Raw genomic sequence first — 19,796 nt, 5'->3', positions numbered from 1 at the left:
TCGCTGCGAAGAGGGTTAGATATGGCCTATCAATTTGACTTTGTGCCAGTCCTGGCCAATACCGATCTGTTGCTGCGCGGCGCGCTGTTCACACTTGAGCTGACCGCCATCGGCGCGGTGCTGGGCGTCGCCCTGGGGATCGCCGGGGCAGTGGTGCGGGCGTGGAAGATCCAGCCGTTTTGCTGGATCTTCGGGGTGTATGTCGAATTGATCCGCAATACGCCGTTCCTGGTGCAGTTGTTTTTCATCTTCTTCGGTTTGCCCTCCCTCGGCCTGCAGATTTCCGAATGGCAGGCGGCTGTACTGGCGATGGTGATCAACCTGGGGGCCTACTCCACGGAGATTATCCGTGCCGGCATCCAGGCCATTCCTCGTGGACAGCTGGAAGCCGCGGCGGCGCTGGCGATGACCCGCTTCGAGGCGTTCCGCCATGTGGTGCTGCTGCCGGCGCTGGGCAAGGTCTGGCCCGCCCTGAGCAGCCAGATCATTATCGTAATGCTCGGCTCGGCAGTCTGTTCGCAAATCGCCACTGAGGAGTTGAGCTTTGCCGCCAACTTTATCCAGTCGCGCAACTTCCGCGCTTTTGAAACCTATGCCCTGACCACCCTGGTCTACCTGTGCATGGCGTTGATGATCCGTCAGTTACTCAATTGGATCGGCCGCCGCTATGTGATGAGAAACAGTCGATGAGTGATTTTTCCTTCTGGGACATCGTGCGCAACCTGCTCACCGGCCTGCAATGGACCCTGCTGCTGTCGCTGGTAGCGTTTATTGGTGGCGGCCTGATCGGTTTGCTGGTGATGACGATGCGCATCAGCACCAAGGCGTTCCCACGCAACGTCGCGCGTACTTACATCGAACTGTTCCAGGGCACGCCGCTGTTGATGCAGCTGTTTTTGGTGTTCTTCGGCGTGGCCCTGCTGGGGATTGATATCTCACCCTGGCTGGCGGCGGCGATTGCCTTGACCCTGTTTACCAGCGCCTACCTGGCGGAGATCTGGCGTGGCTGCGTCGAATCCATCGTCCACGGGCAATGGGAAGCGTCGGCGAGCCTGGCCCTCAACCCGTATGAGCAACTTCGCTACGTGATCTTGCCCCAAGCCCTGCGCATCGCCGTGGCGCCCACCGTAGGTTTCTCGGTGCAGGTGGTCAAAGGCACCGCCGTGACCTCGATCATCGGCTTCACCGAACTGACCAAGACCGGCGGCATGCTCGCCAATGCCACCTTCGAACCCTTCATGGTCTATGGCCTGGTGGCGCTGGGTTACTTCCTGCTCTGCTACCCCTTGTCCCTCAGTGCGCGCTACCTGGAAAGGAGACTGCATGCCTCTGCTTAGAATTTCTGCCCTGCATAAGTATTACGGCGATCACCATGTGCTCAAGGGTATCGACCTGACGATCGAAGAAGGCCAGGTGGTCGCGATCATCGGCCGCAGCGGCTCGGGAAAATCCACTTTGCTGCGCACCCTCAACGGCCTGGAGTCGATCAACGATGGCGTGATCGAGGTCGATGGCGAATACCTCGACGCCGCCCGTGCCGACCTGCGCAGCCTGCGGCAGAAAGTCGGCATGGTATTCCAGCAGTTCAACCTGTTCCCCCATCTGACGGTGGGTGAAAACGTCATGCTCGCGCCGCAGGTGGTGCAGAAAGTGCCCAAGGCCAAGGCCGCACAGCTGGCGAGGCAGATGCTGGAACGGGTTGGGTTGGGGGAGAAGTTCGATGCTTTCCCCGATCGCCTGTCCGGCGGCCAGCAACAGCGTGTGGCCATCGCCCGTGCGCTGGCAATGTCGCCCAAGGTGTTGCTGTGCGACGAAATCACCTCGGCGCTGGACCCGGAGCTGGTCAACGAAGTGCTCAGCGTGGTCCGCCAACTGGCCAAGGACGGCATGACCCTGATCATGGTCACCCACGAGATGCGTTTTGCCCGGGAGGTGGGTGACAAACTGGTGTTCATGCACCAGGGCAAGGTGCACGAAGTCGGCGACCCGAAGGTGCTGTTTGCCAACCCGCAGACAGCTGAACTGGCCAACTTCATCGGTTCGGTGGAAGAGCCGGGCTGACCAGCTCAAAATTCCCCAGGCACTACGCGTTGGCGTCAGCGTTTGATCGTGGCACGATGGCGAGGTTATCGACCGAGATCCCCTACCCATGCCGCAATCCCAAGCCAAGAATCTGTCCCTGATCGCCGCCATCGACCTGGGCTCCAACAGCTTTCACATGGTCGTGGCCAAGGCCCAGAACGGCGAGATCCGTATCCTTGAGCGGCTCGGTGAAAAGGTGCAACTGGCTGCCGGGATCGACGAAGAGCGCAAGCTCAACGAAGAATCCATGCAGCGCGGGCTCGATTGCCTCAAGCGCTTTGCCCAACTGATCAACGGCATGCCTCCGGGCGCCGTGCGAATTGTCGGCACCAACGCCCTCAGGGAAGCCCGTAACCGTGGCGAATTCATCCGTCGCGCCGAAGAAATCCTGGGGCATCCGGTAGAAGTCATTTCTGGTCGTGAAGAAGCACGCCTGATTTACCTCGGCGTGTCCCACACCCTGGCCGACACCCCTGGCAAGCGCCTGGTGGCAGACATCGGCGGCGGCAGTACCGAGTTCATCATCGGCCAACGCTTTGAACCCTTGCTGCGCGAAAGCCTGCAGATGGGTTGCGTCAGCTACACCCAGCGTTATTTCAAGGATGGCAAGATCACCCCGGCCCGCTATGCCCAGGCGTATACGGCGGCGCGGCTGGAGATCATGAGCATCGAACATGCCCTGCATCGCCTGACCTGGGGTGAAGCCATCGGCTCATCCGGCACCGTCCGCGCCATTGGCCTGGCCCTGAAGGCCGGCGGCCACGGCACCGGCGAGGTCAATGCCGAAGGCCTGGCCTGGCTCAAGCGCAAGATTTTCAAATTGGGCGACGCCGAAAAAATCGACTTCGACGGCATCAAGCCTGACCGCAGGGCGATCTTCCCCGCCGGCCTGGCGATCCTCGAAGCGATTTTCGACGCCCTTGAACTGCAACGCATGGATCACTGTGATGGCGCCCTGCGCGAAGGCGTGCTCTACGACCTGCTGGGCCGCCATCACCACGAAGACGTCCGTGAACGCACCCTGGGCTCCCTGATGGAGCGCTACCACGTCGACCTCAAACAAGCGGAGCGAGTCGAGCGCAAGGCGCTGCATGCCTTCGACCAGGTGGCCGAGGATTGGGACCTGGCAGACGGCGTCTGGCGTGAATTGCTGGGCTGGGCGGCCAAGGTCCATGAAGTGGGCCTGGACATCGCCCACTATCATTACCACAAGCACGGCGCCTACCTGATCGAACACTCGGACCTGGCCGGTTTCTCCCGGGAAGACCAGCAAATGCTTGCGCTCCTGGTACGCGGCCATCGCCGCAATATCCCCAAGGACAAGTTCGCCGAGTTCGGTGCCGAGGGCATCAAGCTGATTCGCCTGTGCGCCCTGCTGCGGTTTGCAATTTTGTTCCACCACATTCGTGGCACCCAGGAAATGCCTCAGGTCACCTTGCGCGCGCACGGTGACAACCTCGATGTGGTGTTCCCGAAAAACTGGCTGAACGAAAACCAACTGACCCAGGCGGATTTCGCCCAGGAAGCGGAGTGGCTGACGCGGGTTGGGTTTAGCCTGAACGTGCGTTGATCTGTGGCGAGGGGCTTGCTCCCTCGCCACATTGAGAGTTACCCGCCCCAATCAAAAACGGCCCTCGCAAGGGCCGTTTTTTGTCAGGCTTAAAAGAGTCTCAACGAACGTTCAACACCGGGCTGCCCAACCGCTCCAGCAACGTCGCCTGGGCGCTGCGTGGGTTCTGGTTGCCGGTTGGCGTGTTGCGCACGTAGCGACCGTCCGACTGCAGGCTCCAGCTGTGGGTGTTATCGGTGAGATAACTCTCCAGTTCCTTCTTAACCCGCATGATCAGCTTCTTGCCTTCCACCGGGAAGCAAGTCTCCACACGTTTGTCGAGGTTGCGCTCCATCCAGTCGGCACTGGAGAGGAACATCTGCTCCTCGCCGCCGTTGAGAAAGTAGAACACCCGCGTGTGCTCCAGGAAGCGGCCGATGATCGAGCGCACATGGATGTTATGGGAGACCCCGGCGATGCCCGGCCGCAGGCAGCACATGCCACGCACCACCAAGTCGATGCGCACGCCAGACTGGCTTGCCTTGTACAGCGCGCGGATGATTTTCGGATCAGTCAGCGAGTTGAACTTGGCGATGATGTGTGCCGACTTGCCGTCGAGGGCGAACTGGGTTTCCCGGGCAATCATGTCGAGCATGCCCTTTTTCAGGGTGAACGGCGCGTGCAGCAGCTTCTTCATGCGCAACGTCTTGCCCATGCCGATCAACTGGCTGAACAGTTTGCCGACGTCTTCGCACAATGCATCGTCGGAGGTCAGCAGGCTGTAGTCGGTGTAGAGTTTGGCGTTACCAGCGTGGTAGTTACCGGTGCCCAAGTGGGCGTAACGCACGATTTCGCCGGCTTCACGACGCAGGATCAGCATCATCTTGGCGTGGGTCTTGAAGCCGACCACGCCGTAGATCACCACCGCACCGGCCGCTTGCAGACGGCTGGCCAGTTGCAGGTTGGATTCTTCATCGAAGCGCGCGCGCAATTCGATCACTACAGTGACTTCCTTGCCGTTACGCGCGGCGTCCACCAGCGCATCGACGATTTCCGAGTTGGCGCCGCTGCGATACAGGGTCTGGCGCACCGCCAACACATGCGGGTCCTTGGCAGCCTGGCGCAGCAAGTCGACCACCGGGGTGAACGACTCAAAGGGGTGCAGCAGCAAGATGTCTTGCTTGCTGACCATGCTGAAAATGTTCTCGCTGTTTTGCAGCAGTTTCGGGATCTGCGGGGTAAAGGGGATGTATTGCAGCTCCGGATGGCTGTCCAGGCTGGTGATGCTGAACAGGCGCGTCAGGTTCACCGGGCCGTTGACCTGGTACAACTCGGTCTCGGCGAGGTTGAACTGCTTGAGCAAATAGTCGGACAGGTGCTTGGGGCAGGTGTCCACCACTTCCAGGCGCACTGCATCGCCGTAGCGACGGGAGAACAATTCGCCGCGCAAGGCGCGGGCCAGGTCTTCGACGTCTTCGGTGTCTACCGCAAGGTCCGCGTTACGGGTCAGGCGGAACTGGTAGCAGCCCTTGACCTTCATGCCCTGGAACAGGTCATCGGCGTGGGCGTGGATCATCGATGAAAGGAACACATAGTTATCGCCAGCACCCCCAACCTCTTCGGGCACCTTGATGATTCGCGGCAACAGACGCGGTGCCGGAATGATCGCCAGGCCCGAATCGCGACCGAAGGCGTCGATACCTTCCAACTCAACAATGAAGTTCAGGCTCTTGTTCACCAGCAGCGGGAACGGGTGCGTCGGGTCCAGGCCGATCGGGGTGATGATCGGTGAGATCTCGTCACGGAAATAGCGACGCACCCAAGTCTTGAGCTTGACGGTCCAGTTGCGGCGACGAATGAAGCGGACCTGATGTTTTTCCAGTTCCGGCAACAGGATGTCGTTGAGGATGGCGTATTGACGATCAACATGACCATGCACCAACTCGCTGATGCGGGCCAAGGCCTGGTGCGGTTGCAGGCCATCGGCACCGGCCTGTTCGCGGGCGAAGGTGATCTGTTTCTTGAGGCCAGCGACACGAATCTCGAAGAACTCGTCCAGGTTGCTGGAGAAAATCAGCAGGAACTTCAGTCGCTCCAGCAGCGGGTAGGACTCATCCAGTGCCTGTTCCAGTACGCGAATGTTGAATTGCAGTTGCGACAGCTCGCGATGGATGTAGAGGCTGCTGTCATCCAGGTTCGGAATCACGATCGCAGGCGCCACCACCACCGGCGGTTCCGCGATCACGGCAGGCGGCGCGGGCTCCAGTACCGACGGGGTTTCGGCAACTGGTTCGACCACCGGGTGAGCGTCTTTTACGGCAACTTCTGTGAGTCCTTCGGTATTCATCGAGTGTTCCTGTGAGGGCTATTTTTGCTCTCTAAGCAATTGGGCGGCACGGACGGCAAAGTAAGTCAGGATGCCATCAGCTCCCGCACGTTTAAAGGCAGTCAAGGATTCAAGAATCACCCCTTCACTCAACCAACCATTCTGGATCGCGGCCATGTGCATGGCGTACTCACCGCTAACCTGATAGACAAAGGTCGGCACCTTGAATTCATCTTTGACGCGGTAAAGGATATCCAGGTACGCCATGCCGGGCTTGACCATAACCATATCGGCGCCTTCGGCCAAGTCTGCCGCCACTTCGTGCAGGGCTTCGTGGCTGTTGGCCGGGTCCATCTGGTACGAGGCCTTGTTGGCCTTGCCCAGGTTAAGCGCCGAGCCGACCGCATCGCGGAACGGGCCGTAATAGGCGCTGGCGTACTTGGCCGAGTAGGCCATGATCCGCACGTTGACGTGATCGGCCAGCTCCAGGGCTTCGCGGATCGCCTGGATTCGACCGTCCATCATGTCCGATGGAGCAACCACCTGAGCGCCCGCCGCCGCATGGGATAGAGCTTGCTTGACCAGTGCATCGACGGTGATGTCGTTCTGCACATAACCGTCTTCGTCCAGGATGCCATCCTGCCCATGTGCGGTGAACGGGTCCAGGGCCACGTCGGTAATCACCCCAAGCTCCGGGAAACGCTCGCGCAGGGCACGAGTGGCGCGCTGGGCGATGCCTTCGGGGTTCCAGGCTTCGCCGGCGTCCAGTGACTTGAGTTCGGATGGCGTCACCGGGAATAGCGCCAGCGCCACAATTCCCAACTCGACCCAGTGCACAGCTTCTTCAAGCAACAGATCAATGGTCAAGCGCTCGACACCAGGCATCGACGCCACCGCTTCCCGACGGTTTTCACCGTCCAGCACAAATACCGGCAGGATCAAATCATCCACCGTCAGGACGTTTTCACGAACCAGACGGCGAGAAAAATCATCACAGCGGTTGCGGCGCAGACGCGTGGCAGGGAACAAGCGGTTGGCGGGAGTGAAGCTCACGGCAGACTCCTGAGCCCGTGTTGACGGGCGAGCGTGACAGTTATAAGCGGCCATTATGACGAAGGAATGACAGTTGTGCTTAGCCATGCGACCTGTAGTCGCATTCGCAGTTTTTGTAGGAATTGTTCACTTCGTGACACATCTCGATACTTTCATGAATGTTCACGAAGGCGTAGGCTGCGCGTTCATTTCGCTAGCACCCAGACAATGCTCCAACAACTTCTGCATGACTTCGGCTATTTTGCCCTCTTCCTAGGCACGTTCTTCGAAGGCGAAACCATCTTGGTGCTCGCAGGCTTCCTGGCGTTCCGCGGATACATGGATATCAACCTGGTGGTGGTCATTGCCTTTTGCGGCAGCTACGCCGGCGACCAGCTGTGGTATTTCCTGGGGCGCAAGCATGGCCGCAAACTGCTGGCACGCAAGCCGCGCTGGCAACTGCTGGGTGACAAGGCGCTGGAGCATATCCGCAGGCATCCGGACATTTGGGTGCTGAGTTTCCGTTTTGTCTACGGCCTGCGCACCGTCATGCCGGTGGCCATCGGTCTGTCGGGCTATCCGCCGGGACGTTACCTGCTGCTTAACGGCATCGGTGCGGCGATCTGGGCGACTGCGCTGGGCGCTGCGGCCTACCACTTCGGCGCGGTACTTGAAGGCATGCTGGGCAGCGTCAAGAAATACGAACTGTGGGTGCTGGGCGCCTTGCTGGTACTGGGCCTGGGCCTGTGGATCCGTCGCCGCATCAAGAACGCCCGCCTGATCCGGGAAGCCTGCGCTGCCGAAAAGGTTCGCCTGGCAGAAGAACAGTTGAGCGAACCGCAAACATCCAACACGCCTAAGACGCCAGTCGAGTAAGCCGGTCTCTGCAACAGTAGAGGCCGATGACGCTAAGCAAGCTGTAGCTGAGCAGCCCCAGCCAGCTCAGCGAACTGGCCGGCCATAGCCCGACCAGCGGCGCCAGCCACACCAACGGCACGTTCAGCGCCAGTCGCACAAGCTCAGCCTTCAATGCCCATGGGCGATTCTCCAAAGCCACGCCCAGCGTAAACAACCCCAATGCCATCGCGCTCCAGCCCAATACCAGGGCCGCAGTCGGCATTGCTTCGCCAAAATTCATCAGATAGCTGCCAAATCCTACATAAGCGGCGAATTGCAGGGCGACATAAATCTGCTGGCGCGCATCCAACGGCACCTCGAATTTGCGGAACTGGCTCAGGTCCGGCTTGGCCAGCGGGTACTTGGCCTTCACGTCCGCCGGGCGCCAACCGGTGCGCATGAACCAGATGCGTAGCTTGTCCCACCTACTTTCGGTGCGCCGGGCATCGCTCCACAGCTGTGCATAAAACTGCAGGTTAGCCCACAGCGGGTTCCAACTGGCCAGCGGCGTGGTCACGCCAAAGATGACCGGCTCGTTTTCGTCTTCCTCCTGGAAGGAGCCAAACAGCCGGTCCCAAATAATGAACACACCGCCGTAGTTGCGATCCATGTAGAGAGCGTTCTGCGCATGGTGAGCCCGATGATTGGACGGCGTGACGAAAAACCACTCGAACCAGCCAAGCTTGGGCACATGGCGGGTGTGGACCCAGAATTGATACAGCAGGTTGAGGGACGCTACGCTGATAAATACCACCAGCGGCACGCCGAGCACGGTCAGCGGCAGGTAGAAGATCCAGCTCAGCAGAAAGCCGGTGCTGGTCTGGCGCAAGGCCGTGGTGAGGTTGTAATCCTCGCTCTGGTGATGCACCGAATGCGCGGCCCAGAGGATGTTGCGCTCGTGGCCACAGCGATGCAGCCAGTAGTAACAGAAGTCATAGAAGACAAAGGCAAATACCCACGTCCAGACGCTTTGGGCCGAGAGTTCGATGACTGCCAGGTGCTTGAGGGCAAACGCATAGGTCAACAGCCCCACACCTTTGGTCAGCAACCCCGTGGTGGTGGAAAGCACGCCGGTGCTGAGACTGTTAATGGCGTCCGCCACCCGATAGTTGCGCTCACCGCGCCAACGGTCGGCCAGCAGCTCGACCACGATCAGCGCAATGAAAAACGGTACCGCGTAAGGAACGAAGTCCATGGGCAAGTCCGGTCAATTATTGTTACATCAAGATTAGGTGTAGCGGCTTGAGATCCCATTGGCAACGAGTGACAAATTAGTAGACATTTAACGCCATGAATCAGGAGAAATGCCCATGAGCAAAAAGATTGCAGTGATCCTTTCCGGCTGTGGCGTGTACGACGGCGCTGAAATCCATGAAAGCGTAATCACCCTGCTGCGCCTGGACCAACGCGGCGCTCAGGTGCAGTGCTTTGCACCCAATATTGCGCAGTTGCATGTGATCAACCATCTGACCGGCGAAGAAATGCCCGAATCACGCAACGTGCTGGTGGAATCGGCGCGCATTGCCCGGGGCCAGGTGAAGGATATTCGAGAAGCCCGCGCCGAAGAGTTTGACGCGCTGATCGTGCCCGGCGGTTTTGGCGCGGCGAAAAACCTGTCGAACTTCGCTATTGAAGGCGCCGGGTGCAGCGTCAATCCGCAGGTGCTGGAACTGGCTGAAGCCTTTGCTGAAGCAGGCAAGCCGGTGGGGCTGATCTGCATCTCGCCGGCCTTGGCGGCGAAGATCTACGGCCCTGGCGTGATCTGCACCATCGGCAACGACGCCGACACAGCGGCGGCCATGGACAAGATGGGTGCGACTCACCAGGAATGTACCGTGGATGAGATTGTCGAAGACAAGGCCCGCAAACTGGTGAGCACCCCGGCTTACATGCTGGGGCAGAACATCAGTGAAGTGGCCTCAGGGATCAACAAACTGGTGGACCGCGTGCTGGAACTGACCCACGAGAACGATTAATCGGTGCGCATCAACCGGATCAAGATCCGGTCCAGGGCATTGGCGAAGGCTTGCTTCTCCCGTTCACCGTGAGGCGGCGGACCGCCGCCCATCTGGCCCTGCTCCCGCAGATCAGTGAACAGGTTGCGCACTGCCAGCCGCTCGCTCATGTTCTGCGGGCTGAACTCCTTGCCGCGAGGGTCGAGAGCAGTCACGCCGTTTTTCACCAGGCGATCCGCCAACGGCACATCGCTGCAAATCACCAGTTCACCAGGCACCGCGTGTTCCACCAGGTAATCATCGGCGGCGTCCGGGCCGCTGGGCACGACGATCAGCTTCACGCACGAAAAACTCGGCTTGATCTGGCTCTGTCCGGCCACCAACACCACTTCAAACTGGCGCTTGAGAGCGAATTTCACCACCTGATCCTTGGCCGCCCGAGGGCAGGCGTCGGCGTCGATCCAGACTCGCATGGGTATTTCCTTTTGATCAGACCGTAGCCCGGCGCTTATCGGCCAGCCGACTGCGGCCATACAGCACCACAATCGCCAGAATTGCCACCGCCTGGGCACTCAGCGAATAGGCATCAGCGTGGATGCCCAGCCAGTCGAAGTCAAAGAACGCCACCGGCCGCGTGCCAAAGACACCGGCTTCCTGCAACGCCTTGACGCCATGCCCGGCGAACACCACCGACAGTGCGCACAGCAGCGCCGCGTTGATGCCAAAAAACAGCGCCAGCGGCAGTTTTGCCGAACCGCGCAAAATCACCCATGCCAGGCCCATCAACAGCACCAGCGCCGTGGCGCCGCCTGCCAGTACCGCGTTGTGCCCGGAGGGACCTGCCTGCAGCCACAGGGTCTCGTAGAACAGAATCACTTCAAACAACTCACGGTAGACCGAGAAGAACGCCAGCACCGCAAAGCCAAAACGCCCGCCGCCGCCCACCAGGCTGCTCTTGATATAGTCCTGCCAGGCCGCCGCGTGACGCCGGTCATGCATCCACACCCCGAGCCACAGCACCATGACGCTGGCAAACAGCGCCGTGCAGCCTTCCAGCAATTCGCGTTGGGCGCCGCTGACATCAATCACATACGCCGCCAACGCCCAGGTCGCCAAGCCAGCCACCAGCGCCAGGCCCCAACCAACGTTGACGCTGCGCACCGCCGATTGCTGGCCGGTGTTACGCAGGAATGCGAGGATCGCCGCCAGCACCAGAATCGCTTCCAACCCTTCACGCAGCAGAATCAACAAGCCGGAGATATAGCTCAACGACCAGCTCAAGCCATCGCTGCCCAACAGGCCGGCAGATTCCGTGAGCTTGCCCTTGGCCATATCCAGGCGCTGCTGGACTTGCTCGATCGGCAACCCATCCTGCAACGACTGCCGATAGGCCATCAGGGCTTTTTCGGTGTCCTTGCGCACGTTGGCGTCGACGTTGTCCAGAGAGCTTTCAACCAGCTCGAACCCTTCCAGGTAGGCAGCCACCGACAGGTCATAGGCCTGTTCGTGTTCACCGTTGCGAAAGGCAGCAAGGCTCTTGTCCAGGGTGGTCGCGGTGTAATCAAGCAACTGCGCCGGGCCTCGCTTGACCTGAGGCGGCTGCGCCCGTTGCGCACGAAAGGTGACAGCCGCGTCCGGGCCTTCGGCGGCCAATACTTCGTTGGGGGTCTGTCGAGCCAGCTCGGCAAGGTTGAAGGATTTTTCGCTTTTCGCCGCAGCCGGGTTGGCGGTGAAGCCGGCGATGTAGGTGGCCAGGTCCCAGCGCTGGCGGTCGTCCAGTTGATCGGCGAAAGACGGCATGTCAGTGCCTTCGACCCCGAGACCAAGGGTGTTGTAGATCCCGTAGAGACTCAAGCGGTCCAGCCTCGCGGTATCACGCAGGTTGGCCGGTGGCGGCGTCATGCCAACGCCCGCAGGACCGTCGCCGGCGCCTGCATCGCCGTGGCACACCGAGCACTGCTGGGCGTACAACGGCGCGCCACGCGTCGGGTCTGGAGTGATGGCCGGGGCCTGGCTGACTTCATAGGCCACCGCCAGCTTCGCGCCCAATTGGCGAGCCTGATGGGCTACCGACTCACCCTCCTGATGCCCGTTCACGGCAGCAACCAGTTGATCAACGCCTTTCACCAGTTCAGCGCGTTCGGGCTTGTCCGGTAGTTCAGCGACAAGCCCCTGCAAAACGCCAAGGAATTCCACCTGTTCACGGTATTCAGAATCATCGATAACCTTGCCCGCCTCCACCGTCGGCGGGTAATCGGCGCCGATATAGTCCAGTAGATGCAGAGCCTGAGTGGCACCCTCTGCGGTTGCAGCCAACAGGTTGAAGCTGCACGACACCAACGCAGGCAGGAGCAACCAGGCGAGAAAACGGGAAGGGGCAGTCATGAATGATTCCCAAATGGAAATAAGAAGTAACACATTGTCGAGTGTTAGAAGGTTTGACTCAAGACGTTAGTGATTTGTCGGGTGCAATGACCCGTCATTGGGTCGATGTAGGTAGTGGCATTTTCGTTAAGCGATGGCACTGAAAAGCCATTGTTTTGCCAGTAGAGGGACCTATAATGCGGCGCCTTCGTTATCGCGAAATGGCATTTTGCTCCTCTTTTATGAGGGATTTGTGGGATAGAGGCTTCTCCTGCGATTGGTTATTCGGCCCAACCAGCACATTAGGCCGATTACGCTCAGGGAAGCAGCACTCCAATGGTATCTCGCCTCTTTACTTCGCTTGCGCTCAGCGCGGTCATGTTGCTGACGGGCTGTTCTATGTTTCGCAGTTACGATTCGGAGTTGCAGGCTACCAATCAGCAGTTGGCCACCGGTAATGTTGACGGCGCATTGACGTTGCTGGAGAAGAACAACAGCGGCGAAGACAAGGACCTTCTCTACTACTTTGAAAAAGGCGAGCTGCTTCGGGCCAAGGGTGACTTGACCGGCAGCCAGACAGCCTGGCGCAGTGCGGATTTGGCGGTCTACAAATGGGAAGAGTCGGTGAAGTTCGACACCGAGCGCTACCTGTCGCAGTTCGGCAGCTTCCTGGTCAACGATAAAGTCCGCCGCTACGAAGGCTATGACTACGAGAAAGTCATGCTGACCACGCAGATGGCGCTGAACCTGCTGGCCGTGAATGACTTCGACGGCGCCCGCACCGAAATCAAGAAAACCCACGAACGCGAAGCAGTGATCGCGGATCTGCGGGATAAGGAATACCTCAAGCGCGAAGAGGCGGCTGAACGCCAGGGCGTGAGCACCCAATTCAAGGATCTGCGCGGCTACCCGGTGGAAAGCCTGAATGCACCGGAAGTGGTCGGCTTGAAGAACAGCTACCAGAGTGCCTTCAGTCATTACCTGGCTGGCTTCGTCTACGAGGCCCTGGGCGAGAAAGACCTGGCCGCGCCGGGCTATCGCAAGGCTGCTGAACTGCGCCCCAATACGCCGTTGCTGGAACAGGCGCTGCTGGATCTGGATAAATCAGCTTCCAGCGCCGATGAAAGCGACGTGCTGATCGTCGTGCAAAGCGGTTTGGCACCGGCCCGGGATTCGATTCGCTTGCCGCTACCGATCCCCATCAACGGCAATCTGGTGATCACTCCGCTGTCGTTCCCGGTGATCAAGCCCGACACCTCCACCGCGACATTCAACCAGATCGGCGTCGGCGGTCGGCAGCAGAACCTCACCGCCCTCAACAGCACCACCGCCATGTCTCGTCGCGCCCTGCGCGATGACATGCCGGGGATCATCCTGCGCACCACCGTGCGGGCGATTACCCGAGGCATAACGCAAAAGAACCTCAACGAGGTTAATCCCATGGCCGGCCTGGTGCTGGGTATCGCCTCGGCGATCACCGAAGGCGCCGACACCCGCACCTGGCGCACCCTGCCAGACCTAACCCAGGTGACGCGCCTGCGCCTCAAGCACGGCGAGCATCAGGTCAGCCTGCCCAATGCCTTGGGCGGCAGCCTGGTGACGGTTAAAGCCGACCAGCGTTATCAAGTGATCACCTTACGCGTGGTCGGCAACCAGGTGTTCGCCAGCGGTCTGGCGGCCCATGTGGTACCAAGCAACCCTTCCCAGGCTGTCGCCAGCCTCAAACAACCTTAAGGAGCACGCTATGCGTCATTTCATTTTCGGCGCCCTGGCGCTGGTCCTGCTCGCCGGCTGCGCCACACCGCCACCGGAACCGGGCAGCGCTGCGAGCAAAATCGTGGTGATGGGCAAGTTCAAGGGCATCGCCGTGGGCGCAATCCGCGTCGCCCGGGAAAACGGCTTCATGACCGCCAAGGTGCAACTGAGCAACATCACCAGCAGCAACCAGATGATGTATTACCGCTTCGCCTGGTTAGGTGCCGATGGTTTCCCGGTGGGCGATGAAGAGACCTGGAAAGTGCTGACGCTCTATGCCAACCAGGCCACCTTCCTGCCGGCTATCGCCAACCTGCCCCAGGCTGCCGACTTCCGCCTTGAAGTAAAAACGCCGTGATCCACCCCCCTATTAAGCTTCAGAGAGACATCCCCATGTTTGCACGCTTTTCGTTCCTCGCCGTGGTCGCCGTTTTGGCCAGCGGCTGCGCCAACACCTCGCCGGTCATCGGCGGGAAAAACATCAGTTACGGCGACACCAAGGCCGTGGAACTGGTGACCAACGAGTTCGGTTCCACCGACCTGCAGATGATCGCCGAAAGCATGACCCGCTCCCTGGCCCAGTCCGGCATCCTCCACGGCCGCCCTGTGGTGCAGGTGTACGACGTGAAGAACAAGACCAGCGAGTACATTGACACGCGCGAAATCACCACCTCAATCAAGACCCAGTTGATGAAGACCGGTACCGCGCGTTTTGCCAGCGACAACACCGACATGCAAAGCCAGGTCGACCAGCTCAAGCTGCAAAACCAGAGCGGTCTGTACAAGAAGGCCACGGTCAGCAAGACCGGCAACATGATCGCCGCCAAGTACCGGCTGGAAGGCTCCATCAGCTCCATCGTCAAGCGCAGCGCTGACTACAAGGACGTGTTCTACAAGTTCAGCCTGCAACTGATCGACGTCGAAAGCGGCCTGGCCGAATGGATGGACGAAAAAGAAATCCGCAAGACCACGGAGCGCTAAGCAATGCGTGCATGGATCGGCATAATCGGCCTGCTGTGCGCCTTTGGCGCCTCGGCCGCACCCAAGATCGCCGTCACTGACCTGGCCTACGAGGCACGAGTGGAGGAGTACATCCACGCGGTCTCGGCCAACAACAACTTCCAGGCCAGCGCCTACAACGCCAGTGGTTCGTCGAGCTACAGCGAGTTCGAAAGCCGCAACAGCTACATCGAACAGACCGAGTTGCGTAAATTCACGGGCGACATCAAGGGCGAGATCCTCAAGTCGCGGCAGTTTCAGTTGGTGCAGGGCACGCCCTATACCGCTGACGCCAAGGGCGATGTCTACGACGTGATCAAGCGCATCAAGGCGGGCAACTTCAAGGGTGCCGACTACGTGCTGTTCGGCACCTTGTCGGACATCGACTTCACCCAGGACATCAACGCCCTGGACAACACCAACAGCTACTCGGCGGTCCTGGGCCTGACCCTGGTGGCCGATTTCAGCCTGATCAACACCCGCACCTTTGAGATCACCTCGGCGTTTACCGCCATAGGCGAAGGCCAGGACACCAAGCTGGTGAACAGTCGCGATGTAAAGGTCAGCCTGAGCCGGCCACGGGTAGTGCGGGAAGTGTCGAAGGCGTTGGGGGAAGATGTAGCGCGCCAGTTGCAGGAGCAACTGGGCAGCGGCTATCAGGAGCAACCTGGTCAACCTGCATTGCGCAACAACTTGCCACGAGATGAAGCGCCGAAAATTCTGCGCTGATACACAAATCAAATGTGGGAGCTGGCTTGCCTGCGATACAAACGCCTCGGTGTATCAGTTACACCGTGGTGATGCTATCGCAGACAAGCCAGCTCCCACATTTTGATTCGGTTTCTTCAGTCAGGCCGTTGCGCGATGCAGGCTGGCAAGGAAACCCGCCGCGCCCACAAACAACCCGGCAAACGTACGGTTCATACGTTTCTGTTGTTTGGGCGTGCGCAACAAACGCAACACTTTCGACGCCAGCCCCGTGTAGCCCGCCATTACAATCATATCCACGCAGATCATCGTCGCGCCCAAGATCAGGTACTGAATCAGCAGCGGAGCCTGCGGGTTCACGAACTGCGGCAGCACCGCCAGCATGAACACCAGGGCCTTGGGGTTGCTGGCATTTACCAGGAAGCCGCGAAACATCATCGCCAACGGCTTGCCGATGGGGCGAACCGCTGCGTCATCGGTCAGGTCGGCCGGCAGTGCGCGCCATTGCTTGATGGCCAGGTACACGAGGTAGGCCACGCCAAACCATTTGATTGCGTAGAAGGCAGTGGACGATGTGGCGAGAATCGCGCCCAGGCCGCCGGCAACCACGGCAATCTGCATTGCCAGGCCCAGTTGCAGGCCCAGGGCGTTCCAGTAGCCGCGCAGGAAACCGTATTGCAGGCCACTGGACATCGAGGCGATGGCGCCCGCGCCAGGAGAGAGACTGATGATCCAACTGGCCAGGAAAAAGGCCAGCCATGTGTCGAGCGCCATTACACACCTCGGGGAGAGTTTGCTGAATATTTCTTAAACTAACCCCGGCACCCGAACAATGGCTACAGATTTTTCTGTAGAAGCGCTCGCGCCTACAAAGGTGTTACATCGGTGCCGCGCCAACGGCGCACCGAGCGCTGGAAGAACAGGCTGTTGGGCACTTGCACCATGACGCTGCCGGTCCCCGCCTCCTCCACTTCAATCAGCGTGGTGTAGAGCAGGTTGATCGCCACCACCCGGCCTTTGACGCCAGGCTTGTCGACGGTGTCCACCAACTCGACCACATCTCCGAGGCGAAACGGCCCAACGGTGAAGATCAAAATGGCGCAGAGCAGGTTGGACAGCACCGACCACATGGCGAAGAACGCTACCGCTGCCACGGCGACAAAGCCCGACAGCGCGGTCCACAGCACCGTGGCAGAAACGCCGAGGCGCTCCAGCACAAAGATCAGCGCACTGCCCATGATCAGCCAGCGCAAGCCGCCGCGCAGGGGCATCAGCAGTTGCGGCGGGAACGGATAACGCTCGCCCAGACGGGTCAGGCACTTGGCGACAAAACGCTGGGCGAGGTAGCCAGCCAGCAGGATCAGCAGGATTTGCACGCCAAACCATATGGGCTCGACCCATTGCGGCGGCAGCGGCAGTTGCAACGCTTCCATCAGGACAGCGCCTCCAGCTCTGCTTGCAGGCTTTCCAGCAGTTCGAGGGATTCCATCCAGGTTTCTTCCAATTGCGCTTCACGCACCTTGAGCTTGGCCTGTTCGGCCAGCAGGTCGCGCAGCTCGTCCTTGCGCGCAGGTTCGTACACAGCGCTGTCGCCGAGGCTGGTTTCGATCTTCGCCAGCTTCTCGTGGACCTTGCCCAACTCGGCTTCCAGCTTGTCGGCTTCGCGTTTGTGAGGGGCCAGTTGCTGACGCAACGCGGCGGCGGCCTGGCGCTGGGCCTTCTTGTCGGTTTTGTCGGGATTGACCGGAGTATTGCTGGCCGGCGCGTGGCGCAGACGATAGTCCGTCAGCCAGCGGGCGTAGTCTTCCAAGTCACCGTCGAACTCCTCAACCTTGCCATCGGCCACCAGCAGGAAGTTATCGGTAGTGCTCTTGAGCAAGTGCCGATCGTGAGACACCACCAGCACGGCGCCGGTGAACTCCTGCAGGGCCATGGTCAGCGCCAGGCGCATTTCCAGGTCCAGGTGGTTAGTCGGCTCATCGAGCAGCAACAGGTTCGGCCGGCCCCAGGCGATCAACGCCAGGGCCAGACGAGCTTTTTCGCCTCCGGAAAAATTCAGCACTGGCTCGTCGATGCGCGCGCCACGGAAGTCAAACCCGCCGAGGAAGTCGCGCAGTACCTGCTCCCGCTCGGTGGGCGCCAGGCGCTGCAAGTGCAACAACGGGCTGGCCTTGGAGTCGAGAGAGTCCAACTGATGCTGGGCGAAGTAGCCCACCACCAGGTTCTCGCCACGCACCAGGCGACCGGCCAGGGGTTGCAGATCGCCGGAAAGGTTTTTGATCAGCGTCGACTTGCCCGCACCGTTGGGGCCGAGCAAACCGATCCGCGCGCCCGGCGCGAGTTGCAGCTTGACCTTCTCCAGGATGGTCTTCTCGCCGTAGCCCAGGCGAGCATCGGACAGGTCGAGCAAGGGGCTGGAGATTTTCAGCGATTCGCGGAACACGAAGTCGAACGGTGAGTCGACGTGGGCCGCCGACAGTTCTTCCATGCGTTCCAGGGCCTTGATCCGGCTCTGGGCCTGACGGGCCTTGGTGGCCTGGGCCTTGAACCGGGCGATGTAGCTTTCCATGTGCGCCCGTTGCACCTGTTGCTTCTCGTAGGCTTGTTGCTGTTGAGCCAGGCGTTCGGCACGGGCACGCTCGAACGCGCTGTAACCACCGCGATAGAGGGTGATTTTTTTCTGTTCGATGTGCGCAATGTTGTCGACCACGGCGTCGAGGAAGTCCCGGTCGTGGGAAATCAGCAACAGGGTGCCCGTGTAAGCTTTCAGAAAGTCTTCCAGCCACAGGATCGCATCAAGATCCAAGTGGTTGGTCGGTTCATCGAGCAGCAGTAAGTCCGAGGGGCACATCAGCGCTTGGGCCAGGTTAAGGCGCATGCGCCAGCCACCGGAGAAGTCCGCGACCGGGCGATCCATTTGTTCGTTGGTGAACCCGAGGCCAGCCAGCATCTTGCGGGCGCGGGCGTCGGCGGTGTAGCCATCGGCGCTGTCCAGCTCGGCATGTAGGCGGGCCTGTGCGGCGCCGTCCTGGGCCTTCTCGGCCTCGGCCAGGTCGTGTTGCACCTGGCGCAGGCGCAGGTCGCCATCGAGCACGTAGTCGATCGCGATGCGGTCCAGGGTGTCGATCTCCTGGCGCATATGGGCGATTCGCCAGTCGGCCGGCAGCAGACAATCCCCGGAATCGGGAGTCATCTCGCCCAGCAACAAGGCAAACAACGTGGATTTGCCGGCGCCGTTGGCACCGATCAGGCCGGCTTTGTGACCGGCGTGCAGGATCAGCTCGGCGTCTTCAAGAAGACGTTGCGGGCCACGCTGTAATGTTAGGCTTTGAAGTCGGATCATAATGGCGGCGGAGTCTACCAGCTTCGTTGACCGCTGGCTTGGGGGGAATATGTGCGCTGACCTGTGGAGCTTTGCCCTCTTGACCTACGCCCGCCCGGGTGTCGAGGACGCTTGCCTACGCCTGCAGGGTCAAGGGGCCGATGTGTGCCTGTTGCTGTGTGGGTTGTGGCTGGATCAGCGTGGCGTGACGTTCGAACAGCGCCGCTTGCAGGCGCTGCGACAGATCGCAGATCCCTGGCAGGCCGAGGTGGTCGAACCCCTACGACACGTGCGCAAGCAATGGCGCGCCATGGCGCAGCAGGATGCCGAGCTGGGAGTGTTACGGGAACGGGTCAAGGCCCTGGAGCTGGATGCCGAACGGCAATTGCTGTCGCGCCTGGAAGCCCTGGCGCAGATATGGCCATTGGGCGAGGCGACCGATCAAGGTGCCTGGCTTGAAGGACTGGCGACCGAAGCCGCCAACCTTGACCGCGACGCGCTGCATCAGCTGCGCGTCGCGATCACCGGCACTTAGGAAGCGCTGGTTGGGGTGGTGCTTGCCGGTGCAGGGGTGCTGCTGGCCGACGCGACAGATGCCGCAGTGCTGGCAGCCGGTGCGGCCGGGGTAGCTGGCTTGGCAGCGATAGCGGCTGGTTTTGTTACAGCAGGTTTAGCGGCGGCTGGCTTGACGGCTGGCTTTGCAGCAGCAGGTTTAGCAGCTGGCTTGGCGGCTGGCTTGGCGGCTGGTTTCGCAGCAGCGGTTTTAGCAACTGGCTTGGCGGCCGGTTTTGCAGCAGCGGTTTTAGC

20 protein-coding genes are annotated in these 19,796 nt (G+C 60.3%); 11 read left to right on the top strand and 9 right to left on the bottom strand.

Translation table 11 applies throughout. The features are described from left to right. The first annotated feature begins 21 nt into the window (after positions 1 to 21). From AAEZ06_RS10020 to ppx, 4 genes are all read left to right on the top strand, one after another. Positions 22 to 690: an amino acid ABC transporter permease gene (locus AAEZ06_RS10020; RefSeq protein WP_149412316.1), complete on the top strand. Its 669-nt coding sequence runs from the start codon at positions 22 to 24 to the stop codon at positions 688 to 690. Next, positions 687 to 1,337 (top strand): amino acid ABC transporter permease, encoded by a 651-nt coding sequence (locus AAEZ06_RS10015; RefSeq protein ID WP_133100833.1) that lies wholly within the window; start codon positions 687 to 689, stop codon positions 1,335 to 1,337. Before AAEZ06_RS10020 ends, AAEZ06_RS10015 begins: the two co-directional genes overlap by 4 nt. Continuing rightward, complete coding sequence (locus AAEZ06_RS10010) at positions 1,324 to 2,061, top strand: amino acid ABC transporter ATP-binding protein (RefSeq protein WP_149412317.1); 738 nt, start codon at positions 1,324 to 1,326, stop codon at positions 2,059 to 2,061. Before AAEZ06_RS10015 ends, AAEZ06_RS10010 begins: the two co-directional genes overlap by 14 nt. An 88-nt stretch (positions 2,062 to 2,149) precedes the next feature. Next, positions 2,150 to 3,652, top strand: coding sequence for an exopolyphosphatase (gene ppx, locus AAEZ06_RS10005; protein WP_149412318.1), 1,503 nt, complete (start codon positions 2,150 to 2,152; stop codon positions 3,650 to 3,652). A 100-nt stretch (positions 3,653 to 3,752) separates the two neighbouring features. Here the strand turns inward: ppx and ppk1 are convergent, their stop codons facing one another. Further along, positions 3,753 to 5,978 carry a polyphosphate kinase 1 gene (gene ppk1, locus AAEZ06_RS10000; protein ID WP_149412319.1) on the bottom strand — a complete coding sequence of 742 codons (2,226 nt, stop codon included), beginning with the start codon at positions 5,976 to 5,978 and terminating at the stop codon, positions 3,753 to 3,755. 18 nt (positions 5,979 to 5,996) lie between these two features. Further along, a complete protein-coding gene (gene hemB, locus AAEZ06_RS09995; protein WP_350614111.1) occupies positions 5,997 to 7,010 on the bottom strand; it encodes a porphobilinogen synthase in 1,014 nt (337 codons plus the stop codon). A 207-nt stretch (positions 7,011 to 7,217) separates the two neighbouring features. On the opposite strand from hemB, the gene AAEZ06_RS09990 reads away from it, so the two are divergent. Further along, the gene (locus AAEZ06_RS09990) at positions 7,218 to 7,865 is read left to right on the top strand and encodes a DedA family protein (protein WP_149412321.1); all 648 of its coding nucleotides are present in this window, start codon (positions 7,218 to 7,220) and stop codon (positions 7,863 to 7,865) included. Here the strand turns inward: AAEZ06_RS09990 and AAEZ06_RS09985 are convergent. Further along, positions 7,846 to 9,081 carry a sterol desaturase family protein gene (locus AAEZ06_RS09985; RefSeq protein ID WP_149412322.1) on the bottom strand — a complete coding sequence of 412 codons (1,236 nt, stop codon included), beginning with the start codon at positions 9,079 to 9,081 and terminating at the stop codon, positions 7,846 to 7,848. The two genes, AAEZ06_RS09990 and AAEZ06_RS09985, sit on opposite strands and share 20 nt — an antisense overlap. Before the next feature lie 115 nt (positions 9,082 to 9,196). Between AAEZ06_RS09985 and elbB the strand changes: the two genes are divergently transcribed. After that, a complete protein-coding gene (gene elbB / locus AAEZ06_RS09980) occupies positions 9,197 to 9,862 on the top strand; it encodes an isoprenoid biosynthesis glyoxalase ElbB (protein ID WP_149412323.1) in 666 nt (221 codons plus the stop codon). Here elbB and AAEZ06_RS09975 read toward each other — a convergent pair. Together AAEZ06_RS09975 and AAEZ06_RS09970 are read right to left on the bottom strand one after the other, a co-directional pair. Continuing rightward, positions 9,859 to 10,314, bottom strand: a complete 456-nt coding sequence (locus AAEZ06_RS09975; protein WP_133100825.1) for a YaiI/YqxD family protein — start codon at positions 10,312 to 10,314, stop codon at positions 9,859 to 9,861. The two genes, elbB and AAEZ06_RS09975, sit on opposite strands and share 4 nt — an antisense overlap. A gap of 16 nt (positions 10,315 to 10,330) precedes the next feature. After that, complete coding sequence (locus tag AAEZ06_RS09970; RefSeq protein WP_350614108.1) at positions 10,331 to 12,226, bottom strand: FTR1 family protein; 1,896 nt, start codon at positions 12,224 to 12,226, stop codon at positions 10,331 to 10,333. A 315-nt stretch (positions 12,227 to 12,541) separates the two neighbouring features. Between AAEZ06_RS09970 and AAEZ06_RS09965 the strand changes: the two genes are divergently transcribed. Genes AAEZ06_RS09965 through AAEZ06_RS09950 form a run of 4 tightly spaced genes read left to right on the top strand, consistent with a single transcriptional unit; the run spans position 12,542 to position 15,688 of the window. Beyond that, on the top strand, positions 12,542 to 13,939 hold the full coding sequence (locus AAEZ06_RS09965) for a COG3014 family protein (protein WP_350614106.1): 1,398 nt from the start codon (positions 12,542 to 12,544) through the stop codon (positions 13,937 to 13,939). Positions 13,940 to 13,949: 10 nt separating this feature from the next. Further along, positions 13,950 to 14,318: a YcfL family putative periplasmic lipoprotein gene (locus AAEZ06_RS09960; RefSeq protein WP_133100822.1), complete on the top strand. Its 369-nt coding sequence runs from the start codon at positions 13,950 to 13,952 to the stop codon at positions 14,316 to 14,318. A 35-nt stretch (positions 14,319 to 14,353) separates the two neighbouring features. Then, entirely contained in the window at positions 14,354 to 14,941 is a 588-nt protein-coding gene (gene lpoB, locus AAEZ06_RS09955) for a penicillin-binding protein activator LpoB (RefSeq protein WP_133100821.1), read from the top strand. Between the two features lie 3 nt (positions 14,942 to 14,944). Further along, a complete protein-coding gene (locus tag AAEZ06_RS09950; protein ID WP_149412327.1) occupies positions 14,945 to 15,688 on the top strand; it encodes a penicillin-binding protein activator LpoB in 744 nt (247 codons plus the stop codon). 120 nt (positions 15,689 to 15,808) lie between these two features. Here AAEZ06_RS09950 and AAEZ06_RS09945 read toward each other — a convergent pair whose 3' ends face one another. The 3 genes from AAEZ06_RS09945 to AAEZ06_RS09935 form a co-directional block, all read right to left on the bottom strand. After that, positions 15,809 to 16,441: a LysE family transporter gene (locus AAEZ06_RS09945; protein WP_149412328.1), complete on the bottom strand. Its 633-nt coding sequence runs from the start codon at positions 16,439 to 16,441 to the stop codon at positions 15,809 to 15,811. A gap of 92 nt (positions 16,442 to 16,533) precedes the next feature. Continuing rightward, the gene (locus tag AAEZ06_RS09940; protein ID WP_149412329.1) at positions 16,534 to 17,100 is read right to left on the bottom strand and encodes a mechanosensitive ion channel family protein; all 567 of its coding nucleotides are present in this window, start codon (positions 17,098 to 17,100) and stop codon (positions 16,534 to 16,536) included. Continuing rightward, positions 17,100 to 19,010: an ATP-binding cassette domain-containing protein gene (locus AAEZ06_RS09935; protein ID WP_149412330.1), complete on the bottom strand. Its 1,911-nt coding sequence runs from the start codon at positions 19,008 to 19,010 to the stop codon at positions 17,100 to 17,102. The genes AAEZ06_RS09940 and AAEZ06_RS09935 overlap by 1 nt, the downstream gene beginning before the upstream one ends. Before the next feature lie 49 nt (positions 19,011 to 19,059). On the opposite strand from AAEZ06_RS09935, the gene AAEZ06_RS09930 reads away from it, so the two are divergent. Next, positions 19,060 to 19,524, top strand: coding sequence for a TIGR02444 family protein (locus tag AAEZ06_RS09930; protein WP_149412331.1), 465 nt, complete (start codon positions 19,060 to 19,062; stop codon positions 19,522 to 19,524). Here AAEZ06_RS09930 and AAEZ06_RS09925 read toward each other — a convergent pair. Next, the coding region (locus tag AAEZ06_RS09925; RefSeq protein ID WP_350614101.1) for a hypothetical protein at positions 19,521 to 19,796 on the bottom strand (276 nt) is incomplete at its 5' end. The genes AAEZ06_RS09930 and AAEZ06_RS09925 overlap by 4 nt on opposite strands.

This window comes from Pseudomonas sp. HY7a-MNA-CIBAN-0227, from assembly GCF_040310325.1.
Classification (GTDB): domain Bacteria; phylum Pseudomonadota; class Gammaproteobacteria; order Pseudomonadales; family Pseudomonadaceae; genus Aquipseudomonas.
The sequence above is the reverse complement of the archived record's forward strand: the minus strand, read 5'-3'. Positions and strand labels throughout refer to the sequence as shown.